Source organism: Yoonia sp. 2307UL14-13, from assembly GCF_037572755.1.
In the GTDB taxonomy this organism is placed as follows: domain Bacteria; phylum Pseudomonadota; class Alphaproteobacteria; order Rhodobacterales; family Rhodobacteraceae; genus Yoonia.
Map to the genome: position 1 here is coordinate 1 of NZ_JBBIFZ010000012.1, position 21328 is coordinate 21328.

A 21328-nucleotide genomic window follows, 5' to 3' on the forward strand; every position below is an offset into this window, starting at 1 on the left:
TCGAGATGTTCTACAATCCGAAACGCAAGCACACAAACAACGGCATGCTGTCGCCCGTTGACTTCGAAGAAAGACAGCTCAAACTAAAACAGGCGGGTGTCTAGGAAACTAGGGGCACCTCAGCGAGATGTGCTTCCCATTCCTCGAAAATCTTGAATAGCTGGTTCAATTCATCTACATTTAGGTCCACCATTTAACCTCAGACCCCTTTTGTTGTTTAGGTGCAGTCACTACCGCTATTTATATTGGTAAGCATGGGATAAAATTGTGAATCTCTGGACGCAGTGGCAAGGGTACTGAGCGCCAACATACGCTATTTCCGAGTATACGGGACAAAGACCCTGAATTGCTCTTGATATTCCGGGTCGGCTCTGATCGCCAGATTGTTCGTCACGCGGACGTGGCGTGTATGCTCTGTCATCAGCGCGTCATCCCGGACGGGCACCGCGTCCATCACTCTGATGGGGTTTGCGGAACTGCAATATTCACAACCTTTGGCTGACAGACATCGTCTAGGACCTGCCTAAGGTCAGCGCTCATGGGTCGCCTAACAAAACATTCACAAGCCTGACCACTTCGTTAACGCTGACATCGATGAATCTCTCCATAGTCTTTTTACCTCAAAGACGACAAATTGTTGCCGGATTTTGGGTTAATAGCGGTCATGACGTAAAATTGTGCTATCCCGTTATGCTGGAGCAAAATCCATGACCCAAATATCACCGCGTAAGCGAACGCTGTTTTTAACCAGTGCGATGTCATTGCTGGTGGCCATGCCGGCTTATGCACAAAGCATCGTTGATGACGCCACTCTTGGCAATGTGCTCGAACTAAGAGAAACGTCTCTTGTCCAAAAAGATGGTTCAGCCTCTTTGACGGGGAAGCTGCTCAGCCTGGATAACGGGTTCTTCACCTTGTTTACGGAAGCTGGGGATATCGTGCGCGTGCCTGTCGATGACGTCATCTGCAAAGGCGCGGACTGCCCTCAGGGAACGACATGGGCCGTTGCCCCAGCTTCGGCAGAAGAGACTGTAGAAACCCCGGAAGAAGAAATAGTGGATGTCGCGGCCCTTAAAGCGAACGCAGCTTTGCGCTTTACCGGATCTGACACAGTTGGGCTTGTCCTGATGCCCTCCATGTTGGAAGACTACGCAGCTGTCCTGGACGCCGATATCCAAAACAGTGTTCTGCCCGACCTTCAGACGTTTGTCCGTTATGTCGACGTTGACGCTAACGAGATCACCACCATGTTCGTCGACTCAGGTGGCGATGCAAAAGGCTTTGCCGAACTTGCAGATTCGGCCGTTGACTTTGGCATGACATCCCGCCGCCCAGACAACGCTGAAAACCGGCGTATCGTCGGCAATGGCGATTTGCGCGGCAGCGACAATGAAACCGTCATCGGCATCGACAGTCTGGCTGCGGTGTTGCATCCGGACAACCCGATCCAGGCGCTTTCGCTTGAACAGCTACGCGCCATTTACGCCGGTGAAATCACGAATTGGTCGCAGGTTGGTGGCAATGATGCCCCGATCACCGTGCTGTCTCGCGCCGCCGGGGTCGAAAAAGAAACTTTTGAAAACGTGATCTTTTCCGGCGAGGGTGCCGATCTTGGTGCAAATGTAACCTTTGTCGAAACTGCCAATGTGGACATGGCTGCCAATGTCGACGTGTCCGATCGCGTGCGTAACGATCCAAACGCGATCGGATACGTCAGCCTCGTTTTCGCCAAAGACCTAAAGAGTGTGGGGATCTCAAGCTCTTGTGGGATCACGTCGACTGCAAACACGTTCGACATCAAGACTGAGCAGTATCCGCTGGTACGCCGCTTGTACCTGTACAACCGTGCTGAAAGCCTCTCGACAGAGGCGCAAGACTTTCTTGAATATGCCTTGTCACCCGCAGTAGACGACGCCATCGATCGGTCCGGCCTCGTGAACTTTGCGGTCGAAAGGCAGCCACAAGCTGCGTCGCCGCTTGATCGTGCATTTGGCCGCAACCCGAGCGCTGCAGAATCGGGTCTTGCCGATCAGCTTTCTGGCGACAAGGCTCAGTGGGACAGACTTTCAACTACCGTTCGCTTCCCAACAGGTGTTTCCGCAATCGGTAACAAAGAGCTGAACGATATCGCACGCTTGATCGAATACCTTGAGGGCCTGCCAGAAGGCGCGAGCATCGCAATCGTCGGCTTTGCAGATGATGTCGGTGACTTTGGCAGCAATCTTCGTCTGTCAGAACGGCGCGCGCAATCCGTCACGCAGCAGATCACGGAACTGGCGGGTTCACGTCTCGACAATGTCTCGATCGAAACACGCGCTTACAGCGAATTGGCCCCATTGGTCTGCAATTCCGATGCGAATAACCGTGCGATCAACCGCCGCGTGGAAGTCTGGGTGCGCAAATAATCAAAAGAGACGGTATGCCGTGCGATGCTGCCACGATCGCAAGGCGGTGCGTGGCATACCGATCACCTGAAACAAAAGTCGAAGTCCTTTAAGTTCTGCTGATACGCCCGATAGGTCACTTTTGCCTCACGCAGGCACAACCCCAACGGCACAGGACTTGAGTTACACAAAACCTTTGCTCCTATAAGAAAGAGTAGAATAATGGTCAGAATTGGTTTGGTTGCATGCGTGGTGGTTCTGACAGGCTTAACCTTCCTGTTTGCCACTTGGTCGCTCTCGGATGACTTGGATCGCGAAGGTCAGTTGTTGTCCGTCGTTGAAACGCAAGAGACGGAAAGACTCAAATCGCAGCTTGCTGAGCTGGAGGCTGCAAACGAAAACGGAAAAAGTCAGATCGACAATCTGACCCAGACGAATGCCACGCTGTCGGCACAAGTTGCAGATCTCCAAGCGGAGATGGCAAATGCCGTGGGCAGCGCCGACGAGCTTGGTGCGCTGAGCGAAACGAATGCCGTGCTGACGGCACGAATCGAAAGTCTCGAGGCAGAGATGGCATTTGCCGCAAGCGATGTCGCCGAAAGTGACCAAATGATCGCATCTCTGACTGAAGAGATCGTTGCGGCGCGCGAAAGCAAGCAAGCAATCGAAGAACAACTCGCTTTGGCCAATACTGACGTCGAAGCGCTGACGACCCGCATTGCAGAATTGGAAAGTGAAACAGTGGCACTTTCCCAGAACTCAACGGATCAAACCATCGCTTTGCGTGCCGAAGTCGACGCGCTGAAGGATGAACTGGACGTGTCAAAGCAACGTGTTGCCTCGCTCATCACAGAAGCGGACGAAAAGGCTGGTATGGTATCTGAATTGACAGCGCGGGCTGAAGGTTCGGAAGCCGAAATCGCAACTTTGAATGGTCAAATTGCGCAGCTTTCAACAGAACTTGAAACACGTACCGCAGAGGTGCGCGCTGCGACTGAAGCACTGGCCCTTGCAGAAAGCGAAGCTGCGGCGGCGATTGCGACGGCGTCCGCAAACGCACAGCCGGTCGCACCGGCTGCGGTGGATTCCGAAGCCGCACAACCTGCCGAAACAGCTGTGGGCTCAGCAGCCCCGACCCAAACGCTGGCGTTCTGCAATGAACGGTCTTTGACTGCCTTTGCAGGTCAAAAGCTGGAATTTGAAAACGACACTGCAACGATGACCGTCGACGCAAGCGCAGCGTTGGAAGGCTTCACCGATATCGTCCAACGGTGCACGCGCTCTGGGCATTCGCTTTTGATCGGTAGCCACACAGACAGCAAGGGTTCATCACAAAGTAATCTGACCCTGTCACAGTCTCGCGCAGATGCCGTTGCTGAGTTCCTGATTGCACGCGGAATACCCGGCAGCGCACTGCAGGGGGTGGGTTATGGCGAGGAAGACCCGATTGCATCCAACGGCACCATCGAAGGTCGTGCCGAAAACCGGCGCATCACATTTGAGTGGCAATAGTAGCGAACGACTAGAGGCGGTTAATCATCAATGGAAAATACTATGATCCAGGTCCTCATTTTCATGGCATGTACCTTTGTTCTGGGGACTGCGCTTGGCTGGTTAGTGTCCAGCTTTGGCAGAGTGAAGATGAAAAAGGCGGCAGAAGCGGAAGTGGAATTCTGGCGGAAGTACTCTGAACAGAACAAGTCTGGCCTGGACAGGTTGCGTGAAGAGAATGAAGTGCTGAAGCAAAAGACGGGTCGTGCCAGATAGGTGCAGGTATATCTGAGCCACTCTCTTTCGTGTTTAGCCAGGTGAGATGCGGGTCGTCACTCCAACAGTGCCGCATCAAATACGTCCCAAACGTTTGTCTGTTTCCAAGAGTTTCGCGTCTCTCTCCGCAGGGTCGCCGTAGCCGCCCCCACCCGGTGTTCGAACGCGCACGCGATCGCCCGGTTGCAGGGTGATATCCTGTTCCTTGGAAAGATGTTCAGGAATGTAGGTTTCACCGCCACGCAAGATTTCAACCTCATTGACGGCGCCATCCTCGCCACCCAAGGCGCCCTGCGGCCCAAACCGTCCGTGATCCATCACAAAGCTTGCGCGCGCGGTCCCGCGGCGCAGTTCGACCTCGTATTCCAGACCCAGCCCACCGCGATGCTTTCCTGCCCCGCCAGAGCCTTCGCGCAGGACGTAGCGATGGTAGAGGACAGGAAAGTTCTGTTCCATGATTTCCACAGGTGGCGCCTTGGAGATACCGATTGTCGAACATCCGTTCGCCAGCCCGTCGTGATCGAAATTACCGCCGTAACCGCCGCCGGATAGCTGATACATCACAAAGTCCCGCCCGGTTTCGGGGTCATGCCCGCCAAGCGAAAAGTTCCCGCTCGTCCCTGCCGGTGCGGCCGTGACGCGGGTTGGAAGGACCTCGACAAGTGCGGCAAACACCGCCTCTGCGATGCGTTGTGAGACTTCGGCAGCACAGCCCGAAACGGGGCGAGGATATTGCGCGTCAAGGAAGGTGCCCGTCGGCCGGATCACCTCGAGCGGTACAAACGCCCCGGCACTGATCGGTACTTCGGGAAAGATATGGCGCATGGCCAAGTAGACCGAAGACAGCGTTGTCGCCAGAACCGAGTTCATTGGTCCCATGCAAGGTGGGCTGCTGCCGGCAAAATCAAACTGCAGGTGACCAGGCGTTTTGCTGATCTGCAACCGGATAGCCAATGGCTCGTTGACCACCCCGTCGCTGTCGATCCAGGCGGTCGAGGTGTAGGCCCCATCGGGGATTTCGTCGATCAGTTGCCGCATCTGCGCCTCGGCCCGGATGCGCAGTTCTGCGATTGCTTCCCGCACCATATCGTCGCCATAGCGATCAAGAAGCGCGTTCAACCGCTCTTCACCCACTTTCAACGCCGCGGCTTGCGCCTTTACATCGCCAATCCGCTGGTCGGCGACACGAATGTTGGAACATATGATGGCGTAGATCTCGGGATCCATCACGCCTTGTTTGAACAGACGCACAGGCGGCAGGCGCAGTCCTTCTTGTTCTACGGATGTGGCAGAGGCCGAGAACCCCCCCGGTACAGCGCCACCGGTATCCGGCCAATGCCCGGTATTGGACAGCCAGCAGAAGATTTCCCCATTGCGATAGAAGGGTCGCGCAAAACGCACATCCATCAGATGTGTCCCGCCCAAATAGGGATCATTGACGATATAGACGTCGTCGGGCTGGGGCGCGGCCACAGTGCCTGCGGCAATCATCTCGATCAGGGTGCGCGTGGAATACTGCATGGTGCCGACGAAAACCGGTAAACCGCCTGCGCCTTGCGCGATCAGTGCGCCATCGTCAGCGGCATAGATACCGTCGGAGCGGTCGTTCGCCTCTGCGATAACGGGCGAGAATGCGGCGCGCGAAAAGCTCAGGTCCATCTCATCACAGACCTGTTGCAGCCCGGCCTGGATGACCGAAAGGGTGATGGGATCAATGCTCATGCCGCAGCCCCGATATGGATGGTGAGGTTGCCATCGACCCCGCCCTCCACCCGGTCACCGGGCGGGATCAGGACGGTGGTATCAAGCTGCTCGACGATCGCAGGACCGGTGAGTGTTGCATCTATGGGTAAGTGGTCGCGCCAATAAACGGGCGTATCGTGCGTCTTGCCATCAAAGATCACTTTGCGCCGGCCGCTTGGTGCAGGGGTTCCGTTTCGGCCCGCAGGGTCGATCAGTTGCGACAAATCCACAGGGTCACGGACTCCAATGACAGAGGTGTTCACGGTCACGATCCGCGCCCGGATTTCGGGCAGATCAACCTTGAAACGATCCCAATAGACGGCCTCGAACCTTTCGCGCAGCAGCGCGTCCGAGGGTGTGGGGCTGTCCAATGGCACACGTACGACATGGCTTTGGCCGACGAACTGCATGTCAGCGCTAAAGTCATACCGCGTCTCTTTGATCGCGATGGTTTCGCGCGCAAGCGCCGCCTCACCCGCCGCGATCTGGCGCGCGAAAGCGTCGTGTATCACGCTGATATCATCAGATCCCAAGGCGGTATTGACGGTTTGCGCGTAGTCATGGCGCAGGTCCGCCACGACGCAGCCGAGCGCGTTCGTCATACCGGGGCGTGCCGGGACCAGTACACGCGGCACACCAAGCTCGCGCGCAAGGGCTGCCGCATGCAGTGGACCTGCCCCTCCGAACGCAAAAAGCGCAAAATCGCGTGGGTCTGCCCCAAGTGACAAAGATACCATGCGGATTGCCCCTGCCATTTTGGCATTGGCGATGCGGATCACAGCCTCTGCCGCCTGCGCAGCATCAACACCCAAGGGTTTACCCAGTTTTTCAGCAAAGATTGCCGCGATATCATTGACGCCTACGCCACCGGCGACCGCGTTCAGCTTACCAGAATTCAAGCGACCCAGCAGCAAATTCGCGTCGGAAATGGTTGGTGCGGTCCCGCCCTTACCATAGCAGATCGGGCCGGGGTCGGCACCGGCACTGTGCGGCCCGACCTCCAACAATCCGGCAGTGTTGATCGTGGCAATCGATCCGCCGCCCGCACCTACCGTCCTCACGTCTACCATCGGCACATGAATGGGCATGGCGTATTCGACCTCGATCTCGTTGGACGCGGGCGGCATTCCGTTGCGAACCAATGCCACGTCGGTCGAGGTGCCGCCCATGTCATAGGTCAGTAAGTTTGATTCACCCGCGCGTTTACCAGTATAAGCGGCAGCCATGACGCCGGATGCCGGGCCGGACATCACGGTTTTCGCGGCTTCATGCGCAACCGCATGCGATGAAACCATGCCACCATTGCCGTTCATGACAAGCAAATCGCCAGCATAGCCTTTTGCCTTCAACTCATCACGCAGTCGCGCGACATAGCGTTCCAACAGCGGTTGAACAGATGCGTTCACGGCAGCGGTCACACCCCGTTCGAACTCGCGCGTTTCGGACAAAAGCGCGTGGCCTGCGGTGATGTAGCTGTTGGGCCAGATTTCAGCGGCAATTTCAGCGGCGCGTCTTTCATGTGCAGGGTTGGCGTAGGCGTGCAGGAAGTGGATGACCAGCGCCTCACAGCCTTGATCCGCAAGTTGCCTGACAGTCATACGCAGCGCATCTTCATCGAGCGGTATCAGTACGTTGCCACCAGCATCCATCCGCTCGGGTACTTCCCGGCGTAGGTCGCGCGGGATGATCGGGATGAATTGCCCGGTCATCCCATAGGGTTGCGGGCGGGTGCGACGGCCCAGTTCCAGCACGTCACGGAACCCCGCTGTGGTGATCAGCCCGGTTTTGGAAAGTTTGCGTTCTAGGACGGCATTGGTGGTGGTTGTCGTTCCATGTACGACTAAACCCACATCCGGTAGGGCAATATCTGCGGCGTCCAGCGTGTTGAGCACCCCATAGGCCTGATTGTCCAGTGTCGTGGGCGTTTTAGCAACACGGATCGCACCACTGTCGGTATCGACCATCACCAGATCGGTGAAGGTGCCGCCAACGTCGACGCCGATGATCTTGCCCTTTGTCACGCGGCCTCGTCCCCTGCAAACTCACTTGTATGCTAATAAAGTCGCAAAGGGGTATTACTAGTCAACCGTTATGGTGGCCGTTGCCTCAACAGGCTGGCCGTCAACCGCGTAGCTGCGGTGGTTGTTGGTGTTGAGGCTGACGCGGATCGTGTGTTCGCCTTTTGGCAGGGCGCCAATGCGATAGGTATTGCCAAACACCCGCCCCAGCTTGACGCTGCCGGCATAGATGTGGCCGTGGCCTGTGCCCGGTACATGGCCGCTATCCTGCAATTCTTCGGCAAAGGTGAAATTTTCTGTTTCGATCTGCGCGGTCCAGCCTGCGTCGGACGGGGTGACCGTCAGCGCAATCGCGGGGATCGGTTCGCCTGCGGCCGGTTCCAGCATCATCGCGTGGCCCATGGCCATATGTGCTTCCATGCTGCCGGGTTCGGGTGTCATGTAACGCGCACTGATGTTGACGTCGCCCGCTTTGGCAAAGCTCAGCGTCAGTGGAAGCAGCGCGCCATCTTCAAGTGGGGCGTTGCTGGAAACGCTGATATAGGCGCCATCCATCGAAAGTGATGATCCTCCCGTCTGGATTGGCAGGCCTTCGTCAGCATTTTGCAAGGCGACACGGGCGTCGGGGCTGGCAACCGAGAGGAGTTCGTCAGGTGCGCCGTCGTTTTGTATCGTCAGCACAGCGTTGACCTGCCCACCCATTCCCGGATGGACCACGGCATCACCGATCCGCATGTCGCCCGCAGGTGGCGTCAAAAAATCGCCCAACCAAAGTGCAACACCAAGGGTTGCAACTGCAACTGCAAGGATTCCTGCTTTCATATCTGTTTTTTCCAATTAGAACCCACCGGATGAAGATGCGGAACTTTCTAATTGCCGTCAACTTGGCATTGCTTTGGCCCGTCGCCGCAAACGCACATGCCTCTGCGCAGGGGTTCGTGCTTTTGCTGCCTACGGGCGCCTATACGGCAGCTGGTGTTGCCGCTGTGGCGTTGACCGTTGTGGCGCTGTTTGCGGTGCCAGAGCGGGTCGTGAATGGCATGTTTGGCATGCGAACGATGACCCCGCGCAAATTCGGTCTGGCACCCACGGTGACGAGCCTGCTGTCACTTGGGACGATGATTTTCGTGGTGTATCTTGGGCTGTTCGGCCCGCGCAGCCCGCTTTCGAATTTGATGCCGCTATCATTCTGGACGCTGGGTTGGGTCGCGCTGATCAGTCTTTCGGCGATCTTTGGCAACTTGTGGCACTGGATCAACCCCTGGACGGGCCTCGCAGCGGTGCTTGGCCTGACAAAACCGGTTTTTCGGTTACCAGATTGGTTGGGCCTTTGGCCTGCAACGGGCATGTTGATCGCTTTTGCGGCCTTTTTGCTTGCCGATCCAGCACCAGATGATCCAATACGGCTGGCCCAAATCGTACTGGGCTACTGGACGATCATCTTTCTCGGGATGAGCGTATTTGGCCGACCGTGGTTACGAAGTGTCGAACTGGGTCATGCCTTGTTTGCGGCATTGGCAAGTCTGTCTGCCGTCCGATCGCACATGCCAGCGGGAATTGGGGGACCGGGCTGGCAGATCGTTAAGATGGCCCCTTTGCCAGCGGCGGGCCTGTTCGCATTGACCTTCCTGGGTGTCGGCAGCTTTGACGGGCTGAATGAGACCTTCTGGTGGCTGGGCACTATTGGTGTAAACCCTTTGGAATTTCCCGGTCGCTCTGCCGTGATCGGCGTGACGGTCATGGGGTTGCTGGGCTCAATCATTGGCCTGATCGCTGTTTTTGCGCTGGTAGTTTGGCTGGGTGTGGTTCTGATCCGCGCGAAAGTGCCATTCAGCAAGGCATTCAGCACCCTGGGCCTGAGTGTCCTGCCCATCGCGTTGGTCTATCACATCGCACATTATTTACCGTCGTTCCTGGTCAGCATCCAATATACGGTCGCGGCGCTTAGTGATCCTTTTGCGCGCGGGGACGATTGGCTGGGGCTTGAGCCATTTCGCGTGACGACGGGTTTCTTTAACCGCATCGACACCGTACGGCTGATCTGGATAACGCAGGCGGGGCTTGTGGTGTTGGGCCACGTCTGGTCGGTCCTGCTGGCGCATCGGCTCGCCACGGATCTCTTTGGCGGTCACCGCCGTGCTGCCATTGCCACACTTCCGCTATCAGTTTTTATGATCGCCTATACATTCCTCGGGCTTTGGCTTTTAGCCGCACCACGCGGCGCTTGACCCAATGTTTCGGAGAAATCGCTGGACAAACACATGCATACAAACAAAATGTATACGTAATTGAGCCCGGTTACGTGCTAAAGCCCCACCGCTAGGGAGAGTTGCAATGAACAATCAAATGAAAACCACACGTCGGAACTTGTTGAAATCCGCAAGCGCCGGGTGCCTTTTGGCAGCATCCCCTTTGCTGGGCCGTTTCGCAGGTGCGCAATCGTCCGAGCCGATCAAGATCGGCTTTCAGCAACATTCCACCGGCATCGGGGCTGCCTACGGACGCTGGTATGGGCGCACCACTGATGCGGCCGTCAAGATGATCAACGACGCTGGTGGCATCAATGGCCGCCCGATCGAAATCATCGCCGAAGATGATGGTACCGATGCCCGGCGCGGGGCCGAAGTTGTTGAAAAATTCGCCAATCAGCACAACTGCGACGTGGCATTCGGTACGCTGTTCAGTAATGTGGTGATCGGATCAGCCCCGGCAGCAGGCGAACAAAAGCTGCCCTATTTCGTCGTGTCCGAAGGACATCATGTGGCGTCAGGGGCACTGAACCGCTATACCTTGCAGCCGGGCATCACGGATGTGCGCAGCCAGGTGCAGGCTATGGCGCCATATGTGGCAAAAAATCTGGGAAAGAAGATCACGATGATCTATCCAGATTTTGCTTTCGGTCATGATCACCGCGATTACTTCTCAGCCGCGATCGAGGCGCAGGGTGGTGAGGTGCTTGAGTTGATCCCGATATCACCTGCCGAAACGTCGTTCACCAAATACTTCCCCAAAATCCCACGTGACACCGAGGTTTTGTATCATGTAATGGTCGGCCCCGCGGTGCTGACCTTCGCAAAAGAGCTAGGCGAATTTTTTGGGGCCTCTAGCCCTGCAATCTTTGGGTTCATTGACTCGCTCGAAGCTGTTGATATGGCTGCACCAGGTCTGGAATTCCTTGAAGGCACATATTTCTGGGAAGGCAATCCACGTTACGCACAGGCCGATCAGACATCATATGACAAAAATTTCCGTGCTGCCGTTGGCGTGGATGATAATGGTGCGTCACTCTCTGACCCAAGCGATGTATCGACCTATGCCCATATGTTTGGGTGCTGGGAAACGCTGCATATTATCAAGGCCGGCATGGAAGCCGCTGATTATCAAAGCACTGCAGACCGTCAAAAATTGATCGAAGCGGTCGAAGCAATGACGGATATGCCTGAAAGCGATCTGCACCCCCAGGGGCCAAAACTGTTCAACGGCAAGACCCACCAGGTATTCGGTCAGCAATACATTAGCCGTGTCGAAAGCGGGCGCCTGGTCAAGGTGCACACCACATCGATTGAAGACACGTTCTATCCTGACGCGGTCGATTACACGACACAATCGTTCTGAACTTAACGCGCAGGTCGGGCCCTGATTTGCCCGACCTGTCTGCTCGCAGGCCTCAATGGATTTCGGACCCCATCTCCTTCTCGCCGTTTTGGAAGGCGCAGTTGGCGCTTCTGTATTGGCATTGACGGCCCTTGGGCTGTCTTTGGTCTTTGGGGTCATGCGTGTTGTCAATGTCGCCCATGGCGAGTTTTTCATGGTGGGCGCGGTTGTGGCTTGGTTTGTCGCCACATCCGTTGCAGGGCATCCAGCCATTGGTTTTCTGGCTGCTTTGGTGATCGCGCCCCTTGTGGCCGGTGGTATCGCAATCGTGGTGGACCGGCTGATACTGAAACAGGTCGAATATGACCCCGAGGCGACGATCGTCGGCACGATCGGCGTCCTCTATATCCTGCAACAATCCGCACTGATGATCTATGGGCCAGAGGCGCGTCCGGTCGAGCCGCCTTTTAACCATCGCATCGCATTGCCGTGGCTGGAATGGGGCGAAAACGGGTTGGCGTTTTTCTATCCGTGGGGGCTGAGCATCACCAGCTATAAGCTGTTTGTGATTGTTGCAGCCATCGGCATTTTGCTAGCCTTCTGGCTGGTCATGTCGCGGACAAAGGCCGGGCTGATCATGCGTGCCACGCAGATGGACCGCGAGACTGCGCAGGCCTTTGGTATTCCGGTGCAACGTGTTTATTCCATCGTCTTTGGCTTTGGCGCGGCGCTGGCCGCTCTGGCGGCTGTCCTGATCGTGCCGATCCAGCAGGCACATTATCTGATGGGTGGCGATCCGTTACTGCTGAGCTTCATTGTCGTGATCATCGGCGGGCTTGGATCGGTGCGCGGCACCATTGTAGCCGCGTTGCTGGTAGGCATGTCAGACGGCATCATTTCGGTGTTTTTCAGTCCAACCCTATCAAAGATCATCGCGACACTTCTTGTGGCCCTTGTGTTGGTCTTCCGCCCGCAGGGGCTGTTCGGAAAGAAGATGGCATGAGCCTTGGTGCCCGATCCGTCGCCCTGCATTTGGGGCTGATCGCCATCCTGATTGTATTGGGGCTGATGCTACCGACTTATCATCAGGGCAATCTATCCCGCATTCTGGTACTGGCGACCTATGCTGTCGGATATAACGTGCTGTTCGGCTATACGGGCCTATTGAGCCTGGGGCATGCGATGTTCTTTGCCGCTGGTATGTATGGCTGCGGGATGATCATGCATTTGGCTGGCTGGTCCGTCATTCCTGCCTTTGTGTTGGGTTTGGTCGTAGCAGCGATGTTATCGATTGTTGTGGGCCTGTTGGCGCTGCGCACGATTGGCGTCGCTTTCATGATCGTGACGCTGATGTTCGCGCAGACGGTCTATCTGACCTCGCTCTACTTTGGCGCATGGACAGGTGGGGACGAAGGGTTCGTCATCTCGCAAGCCAGCCGCCAGATCGCCGGGTATCCCCTTACCGAGCCTACGACACGGTTCTTTGTGGCGCTGACCCTTTTTGGTACAGCTTTGCTTTTGACGGCATGGATGATGCAGCGCCGCTTTGGGCGGGTCCTGATCGGTGTGCGCGAGAATGAGGAACGCACCACGATGCTGGGCTATGACGTGTTCCAGCACAAATTGGCAGCGGTCGTGATATCGGGTGTCATCTCGGGCGCTGCGGGTGCTGCTTACGCGGTCTTGTTCGGGTATGTCGGATCAACCTTTGCGACCGTGCAATATTCAATCCTGCCGCTGCTTTGGGTACTTTTGGGCGGTATGGGCACGACGATCGGGCCGCTGATTGGCGTGGCCTTCATGTTCTACCTGATCGACTATGCCAGCGGGATCACCAGTGCCTACATGCTGGTGGCGGGCGCGACACTGGTCTTGTTGACCCTATTTGCACGTGCAGGAATCGTCGGTGAAATTCGCAAACGCTGGGTGCCATGGTTGCCATGACCCTGCTTGAAACCAAATCACTGACCCGCATCTTCGGCGGTCTGCATGCAGTCGATGGGGTGGACTTTGCACTAAACACAGGCGAGGTGCATGCGCTTATCGGCCCCAATGGTGCCGGAAAAAGCACCTTTGTCGGTATGGTTTCGGGTCGTATTCCCGCCAGTTCTGGTGAGGTCTGGTTTGATGGTCGCAACATCACCGCCGCCCCTGCGCATCAACGTATTCGCGCGGGCATGGCCTATACTTTCCAGATCACGGCGATCTATGCAAAACTGAGCCTTGCGCAAAACATCGCGATGGCGATGGGGTCGCAGGATCAGGCTGGTATTCTGATGGCTCTTGACCGTGTCGGGTTGGCAGATCGCGCCGGGCAGATCGCGGGTGACCAGTCCTATGGCCATCAGCGCCTGCTGGAAATCGCGATGGGCGTTGCCCAGTCCCCACGCTTACTGATCCTGGATGAACCGACGCAGGGGCTGGCTGAAAGTGAAATCGCGGACTTCAACGACCTGATCAAGAGGTTGGCGGGGGAGACGACCATCCTGCTGATCGAACATAACATGAGCGTCGTGATGGCACTGGCAGACAGGATTACGGTATTGGATATGGGCCGTGTCCTTGCGACCGGCACCCCAGCAGACATCCAAGCAAACCGCGACGTGCAAAACGCCTATCTGGGGACATCATGACGCTGAAATTGGATGGTGTAAGCACGGGCTATGGCCCGGTTCAGGTTCTCTATGACTTGTCGCTCGAGGCGAGACCGGGTGAAATCCTATGCCTGCTGGGGCGCAACGGGGCCGGCAAGACAACGACACTCAAAGCGATCATGGGGCTGTTGCCGCTGAGTTCTGGCACAATCACGCTGGACGGCACGCCGATCAGCACGCTGCCCGCACATCAGGTCCCCAAAGCAGGCATGGCCTATGTCCCGCAGGGACGGCGGCTGTTCAAGGAACTAACCGTGGCGGAAAATATTCAGGTTGGCCTGATGACGCGCGGCAAGGGCCAAGCCACAAGAGAGCGTGTATTGGATATGTTCCCACGCTTGCGCGAAAGATTGGATCAGCGGGCTGAAACCCTGTCGGGCGGCGAACAACAGATGCTGGCCACCGCGCGCGCGCTTTGTCTGGAACCATCTGTGCTGATGCTGGACGAGCCGACCGAGGGCCTGCAACCATCGATGATTGCATTGATCGCGGACACAGTACGCAGCATGCGCGATGAAGGTAAGGCTGTGATCCTGGTGGAACAACGGATCGAGGCGGTACTGACGTTGGCAGACCGGGTGGCATTCATCGAAAATGGGCTAGGGCGCGAGGTCGTCACGGCGCAAGCCTTGCGTGACGATGAAGGTCTTTTACAGAAATACGTTGGAGTCTAAACCAGTTTGGCCAGCAATGCCTCAAGCGTGCGGGTTTCATCTGCGGTCAATGGTGCGACCGTTTCGGCTCTGGCGGCGAGCGCCTGTGCACGTGCGATAACAAAAGCATTTTTGCCATCCGGTGTCAGATCAATCAGGTGCAGCCGCTGATCAACCTGATCAGGGCGCGATGTCACCAGCCCCTTGATCCGCAACCGCTCGACGACGCCTTTGATTGTTGCTGAGTCCATTGCTGTCAGTCGCCCCAGTTTATTCTGGGACACCGCGCCACATTCTGAGAGCCGGGCCAGCGCTGCAAACTGCATTGGCGTCAACCCATCGACATGTTTGGCAAAGATCGCCACATGACGCTGGTTCACCCGACGCAGATTAAAACCGACCTGATCGGACAGGTCATATGCGTCAGTCTTGAGTACGTCATCGCTCATCTTCAAAGCATTGACAGTTTGCACGGCCTCCCGCAACATCTGCTTGTATACCAACAACCTGTAAGGCACCGATGGACAGCCATTCGTATCAACGCCCCGACAGTTTGCAGGGTGCTCTTGATATACTTGCAACAGGCGGCTGGCAGATCGCTGCGGGTTGCACCGATCTGTTTCCTGCGACAAAACGCAAGCAGTTGGAAGGCCCCATGTTGGACATTACCAGCATCGCTGAACTGCGCGGTGTGACGGGCGGCAAGGATGGGTTGCGTATAGGGGCAGCGACCACCTGGACAGATATCATCCGTGCCGATCTTCCGCCTGCCATGAATGGGCTAAAGCTCGCTGCGCGTGAGGTTGGTGCGATGCAAATTCAAAACCGCGGCACGATTGCAGGCAATCTGTGCAATGCATCGCCCGCCGCGGACGGTGTGCCGCCTTTGTTGACGCTTGATGCGCAAATCGAAGTGCGTGGCGCTACCGGTATGCGGGTTGTTGCGTTGAATACCTTCGTCGTCGGGCCGCGACAAACTACCTTGCAGAGCGGGGAGATGGTGACCGCCATTCTTATTCCAAAGGCGTCTCTGGCCGGTGTCGGGAACTTCTCGAAACTTGGCGCGCGCACCTATTTGATCATTTCGGTCGCGATGACCGCAGCACGGATCACCGTTACGGATGGACTGGTCACGCAAGCGGCCCTCGCCATTGGTTCTTGTGGACCGGTCGCGACCCGCGTACCGCTGGCAGAAGCGGCTATCCTGGGCAAGCCGCCTAGTGCGGAGTTGATCACTGACGACATGGTCGCCGCTGCGATTGCTCCCATCGACGATGTCCGCGCCGATGCCGGCTATCGCCACATCAGCGCGGCGGAATTGCTGCGGCGCACGGTGGCGGCGCTGGCATGACTGAAATCACGCTCCGGATAGATGGCAAGATCCGCCAGATCGTGGCACATCCGGCGCGTCGCCTGTCAGAGGTCTTGCGTGAAGACCTGAACCTCAAAAGTGTCAAAGTCGGGTGTGACGCAGGGGATTGTGGCGCTTGCACCGTGCTGATTGACGGCGCACAACATTGCGCCTGCCTGACCCCCGTTGTGCAGGCCGATGGGCGGCAGATCGAAACGTTGGAAACGGCTGATGCTGGACTGTCGCAACGTTTGCAAGAAGCGTTTTTGGATCACGGCGCGGCGCAATGTGGCATCTGCACACCGGGCGTGATGATGGCCGCGATGGAATTGCTGCGGGTGGTGCCCGCGCCTTCTGAGGATCAAGTGCAAGAAGCCTTGGCGGGAGTTCTGTGTCGCTGCACCGGGTACCGCAAGATCATCGCGGCAGTTATGGCGGCAAATGCGCCGTCTGCTACCGTAACTCCACTGCCGGGCGCATCTGTTGGTCAACCGATCCGGCGCCTCGATGGGCGGCCCAAGGTCGATGGCACGGAAGTTTTCGGGGCTGATTACGTCCCTGACGGCGCGCTCTTGGTGCGGGCGGTGCGATCGCCGCATTATCATGCAGCATTTGCTTTGGGCGATGTAGAATCCTGGGCCAAGACAAACGACGTCGCGCACGTTGTCACCGCCGCCGATATCAACGGACAAAACCGCTATGGGGTCATCCCGCCACTGGCCGATCAGCCTGCATTGGCTGAAACGCATACACGCTATCTGGGCGAACCTGTTGCACTTGTCTTAGGCCTGCCCGCCATAATCGAAGCGTTGGATCTCTCCGATTTTCCTGTCACATGGACACCGAAACCCCATAGCCTGACGGCGGCAGAGGGGGCTGCCAAAAACGCCGCTCAACTCCACCACGACCGACCAGAAAACACGCTTATCCGGGGCAACGTGAGTTGCGGCACGCCTGACGATGCACTGGCCAAGGCTGCCTTTACCGCGACCGGGCGCTTTGAGACGTCTTATGTCGAGCACGCCTATATCGAACCCGAAGCTGGTTCGGCCTGGATGGATGGCGACACCATCGTCATTCAAGCCTGCACCCAGGCACCGGTGATGGATCAGGAAGACACTGCCAAGGTGTTGGGCCTGTCAGTGGACAAGGTCCGCATCATTCCGTCAGCGGCCGGAGGCGGTTTTGGTGCAAAACTGGACGTCAGCTTGCAGCCACTTCTGGGCCTTGCCGTACTCAAATCTAGCCAACCCTGCACGATGGTCTTCAGCCGCACGGAGTCCATGCGCACGACCACCAAACGGCACCCCGGCACGATGGAGGCGACCATTGGCGCGGATGCAGATGGGCGCATCACCGGGATGATCTTTCACGGTGATTTCAACACCGGTGCCTATGCAAGCTGGGGACCGACCGTCGCAACAAGAGTCCCGGTTCATGCATCTGGCCCGTATCTGACGCCCAACTATCGCGCGACCAGCCGGGCCGTGCATAGCAATGGCCCGACGGCAGGCGCGTTTCGCGGATTTGGCGTGCCGCAGGCCGCGATTGCGCAAGAACTACTTTATGACGAACTCGCCATGAAATGCGGGTTGGACCGGCTTGCATTCCGCCGCCGCAATGTGCTGTGCGACGGTGACAAAACGCCATCGGGACAGGTGTTGCAAGCGGTGGGGATGGAAGAATGCCTTGATGCCCTTGCCGTACATTGGGATCGGGCCAAGGCGGATGCGGCGGGTTTCAATGCGACCGCCACCACCCGAAAGCGGGGCATCGGCATCGCATCCTGCTGGTATGGCTGTGGCAATACCGCATTGCCGAACCCATCGACCATCCGTTTTGGGATCACGGCTGAGGGGCGGCTACGGCTGCATCAAGGGGCGACCGATATCGGGCAAGGCGCGAACACCGTGATCACGCAGATCGCGGCTGATGCGTTGGGTATCGACATCGCGACGATTGAATTGGTTGGCCCCGACACCGCCCTGACACCCGATTGCGGCAAAACATCCGCCTCGCGCCAGACGTTCATCACAGGTCGCGCGGCTGAGGCCGCAGGGCGGGCGCTGAAGGCGGCGATCCTGCGGCAAACGAACCTGAGCGATACAACGGCGCTGAAATTGGGTGATGGAACGCTCACGGTTCAGCAAGGCAGTGAAGAACGCACCATTGTGCTGGCCACCCTGCCACGCGACGCCCACGGCTATGTGCTGTCCGCCGAGGAAACCTACGATCCACCGACCAGCACGTTGGATGAAAACGGCCAAGGCACGCCCTATGCGGTTTACGGTTACGGCGCGCAGATCGCAGAGGTCGAGGTCGACCTAAAGCTGGGCACCACCAAGGTGCTGCATATCACGGCAGCACATGATGTGGGCCGTGTCATCAACCCGCGCTTGGCCGAAGGGCAGATAGAGGGCGGGATCGCCCAGGGTTTGGGGCTGGCCCTGATGGAGGAATACCTGCCGGGCCAGACCGAAGACTTGCACAATTACCTGATTCCCACGATCGGGGATATGCCGCCCGTCACCTCCATCCTGATCGAAAAACCCGATCCAGAGGGGCCGATGGGTGCGAAGGGTCTGGGTGAACACGTCTTGATCCCCACGGCCCCTGCTATTCTGAACGCGATCCGGGATGCCTGTGGCGCGAAGATTACTAAATTGCCCGCACTCCCCCACCGCGTTCTGGCCGCGATGAAAGACGCGCAATGACCAGGCCTGCGAAAATCCGCTGCGATGCCTGTCCTGTCATGTGCTATATCGCAGACGGCAAGACAGGGGCTTGTGACCGCTACGCCAATGCGGGTGGGCAGATCATTCGCTGCGACCCGCTGACCATCCTTGATCGGCGCATCGCCAAAGGTGACGAGATCAAACCGTTTTTGGCCGCGAACTGGGATGGATACACTGCGACAGGCGACGATGTGACCGTCTCGGCCATCGGCGCCGGAACGACCTATCCCGACTATAAACCCGCCCCCTTCATCGTCAGCCGCGAAATTGCGGGGGTTGATTGCGTGACCGTCGTGACCGAGGCGATTTTTTCCTACTGCGGGGTCAAGGTAAAAATCGACACCGACCGCCATTTAGGGGCAGAGGCCGCAACCGTACGGGCGGAGGGTGAGGCAATCGGCCATGTGATGACCTCTGAATACGGGTCACAAATGCTGTCGCTGGGCGGGGTTGATCATCTGACGGGTGGGTCCAAGGCCGAAGGGCGCACGACCTGTGATGCCCTGCTGCAGCTCTGCAACAAGGAAGCGGTAGAACTCACCGTGGATGGCGGCTCGACTGTTGTGGTGCAAGCAGGCCAAGCGCCGATTGTTGATGGGGTTCGCGAAGACCGGATGCGCGTCGGTTGTGGCTCAGCCACAATCGGAATGTTCGCGTCACAATGGAAGGGGCTGGTGGATGAGGTCGTGGTCGTCGATGACCACATCACCGGCGTGGTGTCTGAACATCAGGCTGGCAAGGTCATCGACTGGCCCGACACCGGCATTCGCATCAAGGGGCATCGGTCGACCCCGGGGCGCTACTTCAAGGTTGCAGAACCCGGCCAAGGCTGGGGCGGCACAAATATCGAAGACCCGTTGACTATCTTAGGTGAATGGCGCGCGGACAAAGGGGCCAAACCGGGTTTGAGGCTGCTAATGGTGTCGACGACTGGCGATCATGCGGCGTATTTCGTGCTTAATGACGCTTTGGAACCTGACGCAGCACCAATGCCACAAGCCCTGCAGCCTTCTGTCGATCTCATCGCGCAAAACTGTGAACCGGCACTTTGTACAGTGCTGTTTATGGGTGGCGCCGGCGGCTCGTTGCGGTCTGGGGTGACCGAAAACCCGGTCAAGCTCACCAACTCCGTCAAGGCCGCACAAACCAAGGTCACGATCGGTGGTGCGCCGGTCTATCGTTGGCCGGGCGGGGGTATCACCGTGATGGTGGATGTCACCGATGTGCCCGATGGCGCATTTGGTTATGTCCCGACGCCCGCGCTGGTGGCACCATTGGAATTCACGGTTGACCGTGCGGCTTACGAGGCACTTGGCGGGCACAGCACGGTCATTCGCACTCTTTCAGATGTCCTCGAAACTGGCGGCGAATATGGGGCCGACGCGCGGATTGTGGGGACGGCAGAGCGATGACAGCCCCGCAACACGCGCTTTTGCCGGATTGCCGGTTGCATCTGCACCACGGGCCGATTGACCTGATCATCGGCGTCGAAGGCTCAAAACGCAACGCATGTTACCGCGCGGCCTGTGAACGGTTCGCAACAGTCCTGCAGGGATTGGTGGCTGAACTGTCCGATTTGCGTCAACCTTTGCAAAACACCCGTTTCAGCGACCCCATTGCGCGGCGGATGGCGCAGGCGGTCGCACCGCACGGCGGCGTCTTTGTCACCCCGATGGCGGCCGTCGCAGGTGCCGTCGCGGATGAGGTTTTGGCCGCGATGATCACAGATCACGTCCCACCAAAGGCCTATGTCAACAACGGCGGTGATATTGCGCTGCACTTGAGCGGGCAGCGCAGCTTTAACGCCCGCAGTCCGACCGCCGACATCACCATCACCGCCGAAGAATCGGCGCGCGGTATCGCCACATCTGGCTGGCGCGGGCGGAGTCATTCATTGGGGATCGCAGATGCCGTCACCGTGTTGGCCCGCACCGCCGCCACCGCCGATGTCGCCGCAACCCTGATCGCCAATGCGGTGGATGTGCCCGGCCATCCCGCGGTATCTCGCCAACCTGCCAGCGCCCTCAGCCCAGACAGCGACTTGGGTGAGCGGTTGGTGACAACAGATGTCGGCCCACTGCCCGCTGCGGACATTGCAAAGGCCCTGAGCGGCGGTGCCAAGGTCGCACAAAACATGATGAACCGGGGCCACATCCTCCAAGCCATTCTGTCCCTGCAAGGGCAGACCAATGAGGTGCCCCTAGATTTGTAGACGCTTTGCCCCCTAACTTTGAGGCGAGGAGGCCGACATGGGGACAAGCAATTACAGCGACGATTTCAAGCGGGATGCGGTGCATCAGATCACTGTGCGGGGCTATCCGGTTCGGGAAGTTTCCCGACGCTTGGGTGTGAGCACTCACTCTCTGTACAAGTGGATGAAGCTGTTCGGGGATCCGGCTCCCAAGAAGTCCGACGTCGACCATGAAGCC

18 protein-coding genes are annotated in these 21328 nt (G+C 57.8%); 14 read left to right on the forward strand and 4 right to left on the reverse strand.

Annotated elements, in window-relative coordinates:
- Positions 1-707: 707 nt before the first annotated feature.
- From V8J85_RS19460 to V8J85_RS19470, 3 genes are all read left to right on the forward strand, one after another.
- The gene (locus V8J85_RS19460) at positions 708-2405 is read left to right on the forward strand and encodes a phosphate ABC transporter substrate-binding/OmpA family protein (RefSeq protein ID WP_339955450.1); all 1698 of its coding nucleotides are present in this window, start codon (positions 708-710) and stop codon (positions 2403-2405) included.
- Between the two features lie 201 nt (positions 2406-2606).
- Positions 2607-3896 (forward strand): OmpA family protein, encoded by a 1290-nt coding sequence (locus tag V8J85_RS19465; RefSeq protein WP_339955451.1) that lies wholly within the window; start codon positions 2607-2609, stop codon positions 3894-3896.
- A gap of 42 nt (positions 3897-3938) precedes the next feature.
- A complete protein-coding gene (locus V8J85_RS19470) occupies positions 3939-4151 on the forward strand; it encodes a hypothetical protein (RefSeq protein WP_339955452.1) in 213 nt (70 codons plus the stop codon).
- 75 nt (positions 4152-4226) lie between these two features.
- Here the strand turns inward: V8J85_RS19470 and V8J85_RS19475 are convergent, their stop codons facing one another.
- The 3 genes from V8J85_RS19475 to V8J85_RS19485 are packed head-to-tail and all read right to left on the reverse strand — an operon-like array spanning position 4227 to position 8734.
- Positions 4227-5873, reverse strand: coding sequence for a hydantoinase B/oxoprolinase family protein (locus V8J85_RS19475; protein ID WP_339955453.1), 1647 nt, complete (start codon positions 5871-5873; stop codon positions 4227-4229).
- A complete protein-coding gene (locus V8J85_RS19480) occupies positions 5870-7915 on the reverse strand; it encodes a hydantoinase/oxoprolinase family protein (RefSeq protein ID WP_339955454.1) in 2046 nt (681 codons plus the stop codon). The genes V8J85_RS19475 and V8J85_RS19480 overlap by 4 nt, the downstream gene beginning before the upstream one ends.
- Before the next feature lie 57 nt (positions 7916-7972).
- Positions 7973-8734, reverse strand: a complete 762-nt coding sequence (locus tag V8J85_RS19485) for a hypothetical protein (protein WP_339955455.1) — start codon at positions 8732-8734, stop codon at positions 7973-7975.
- 29 nt (positions 8735-8763) lie between these two features.
- Here V8J85_RS19485 and V8J85_RS19490 point away from each other — a divergent pair, with 29 nt between their 5' ends.
- The 6 genes from V8J85_RS19490 to V8J85_RS19515 all read left to right on the forward strand — a co-directional run bounded on the left by V8J85_RS19490 (position 8764) and on the right by V8J85_RS19515 (position 14834).
- Positions 8764-10140, forward strand: coding sequence for a hypothetical protein (locus V8J85_RS19490; RefSeq protein ID WP_339955456.1), 1377 nt, complete (start codon positions 8764-8766; stop codon positions 10138-10140).
- Between the two features lie 106 nt (positions 10141-10246).
- Positions 10247-11527 (forward strand): ABC transporter substrate-binding protein, encoded by a 1281-nt coding sequence (locus V8J85_RS19495; protein ID WP_339955457.1) that lies wholly within the window; start codon positions 10247-10249, stop codon positions 11525-11527.
- Positions 11528-11582: 55 nt separating this feature from the next.
- Positions 11583-12509, forward strand: coding sequence for a branched-chain amino acid ABC transporter permease (locus tag V8J85_RS19500; RefSeq protein ID WP_339955458.1), 927 nt, complete (start codon positions 11583-11585; stop codon positions 12507-12509).
- The gene (locus V8J85_RS19505; RefSeq protein WP_339955459.1) at positions 12506-13450 is read left to right on the forward strand and encodes a branched-chain amino acid ABC transporter permease; all 945 of its coding nucleotides are present in this window, start codon (positions 12506-12508) and stop codon (positions 13448-13450) included. The genes V8J85_RS19500 and V8J85_RS19505 overlap by 4 nt, the downstream gene beginning before the upstream one ends.
- Positions 13447-14139 carry an ABC transporter ATP-binding protein gene (locus V8J85_RS19510; RefSeq protein ID WP_339955460.1) on the forward strand — a complete coding sequence of 231 codons (693 nt, stop codon included), beginning with the start codon at positions 13447-13449 and terminating at the stop codon, positions 14137-14139. The genes V8J85_RS19505 and V8J85_RS19510 overlap by 4 nt, the downstream gene beginning before the upstream one ends.
- Complete coding sequence (locus V8J85_RS19515; protein WP_339955461.1) at positions 14136-14834, forward strand: ABC transporter ATP-binding protein; 699 nt, start codon at positions 14136-14138, stop codon at positions 14832-14834. The genes V8J85_RS19510 and V8J85_RS19515 overlap by 4 nt, the downstream gene beginning before the upstream one ends.
- Here the strand turns inward: V8J85_RS19515 and V8J85_RS19520 are convergent.
- Entirely contained in the window at positions 14831-15262 is a 432-nt protein-coding gene (locus V8J85_RS19520) for a MarR family winged helix-turn-helix transcriptional regulator (protein ID WP_339955462.1), read from the reverse strand. The two genes, V8J85_RS19515 and V8J85_RS19520, sit on opposite strands and share 4 nt — an antisense overlap.
- A 71-nt stretch (positions 15263-15333) precedes the next feature.
- Here V8J85_RS19520 and V8J85_RS19525 point away from each other — a divergent pair, with 71 nt between their 5' ends.
- From V8J85_RS19525 to V8J85_RS19545, 5 genes are all read left to right on the forward strand, one after another.
- Positions 15334-16164, forward strand: coding sequence for an FAD binding domain-containing protein (locus V8J85_RS19525; RefSeq protein ID WP_339955463.1), 831 nt, complete (start codon positions 15334-15336; stop codon positions 16162-16164).
- Positions 16161-18878 (forward strand): molybdopterin-dependent oxidoreductase, encoded by a 2718-nt coding sequence (locus V8J85_RS19530; RefSeq protein WP_339955464.1) that lies wholly within the window; start codon positions 16161-16163, stop codon positions 18876-18878. The genes V8J85_RS19525 and V8J85_RS19530 overlap by 4 nt, the downstream gene beginning before the upstream one ends.
- Positions 18875-20311 (forward strand): 6-hydroxynicotinate reductase, encoded by a 1437-nt coding sequence (locus V8J85_RS19535; RefSeq protein WP_339955465.1) that lies wholly within the window; start codon positions 18875-18877, stop codon positions 20309-20311. The genes V8J85_RS19530 and V8J85_RS19535 overlap by 4 nt, the downstream gene beginning before the upstream one ends.
- Complete coding sequence (locus V8J85_RS19540; protein WP_339955466.1) at positions 20308-21111, forward strand: UPF0280 family protein; 804 nt, start codon at positions 20308-20310, stop codon at positions 21109-21111. Before V8J85_RS19535 ends, V8J85_RS19540 begins: the two co-directional genes overlap by 4 nt.
- Positions 21112-21148: 37 nt before the next feature.
- Positions 21149-21328, forward strand: a 180-nt coding sequence (locus tag V8J85_RS19545; protein ID WP_339955467.1) for a transposase, incomplete at its 3' end; no start/stop codon positions are given.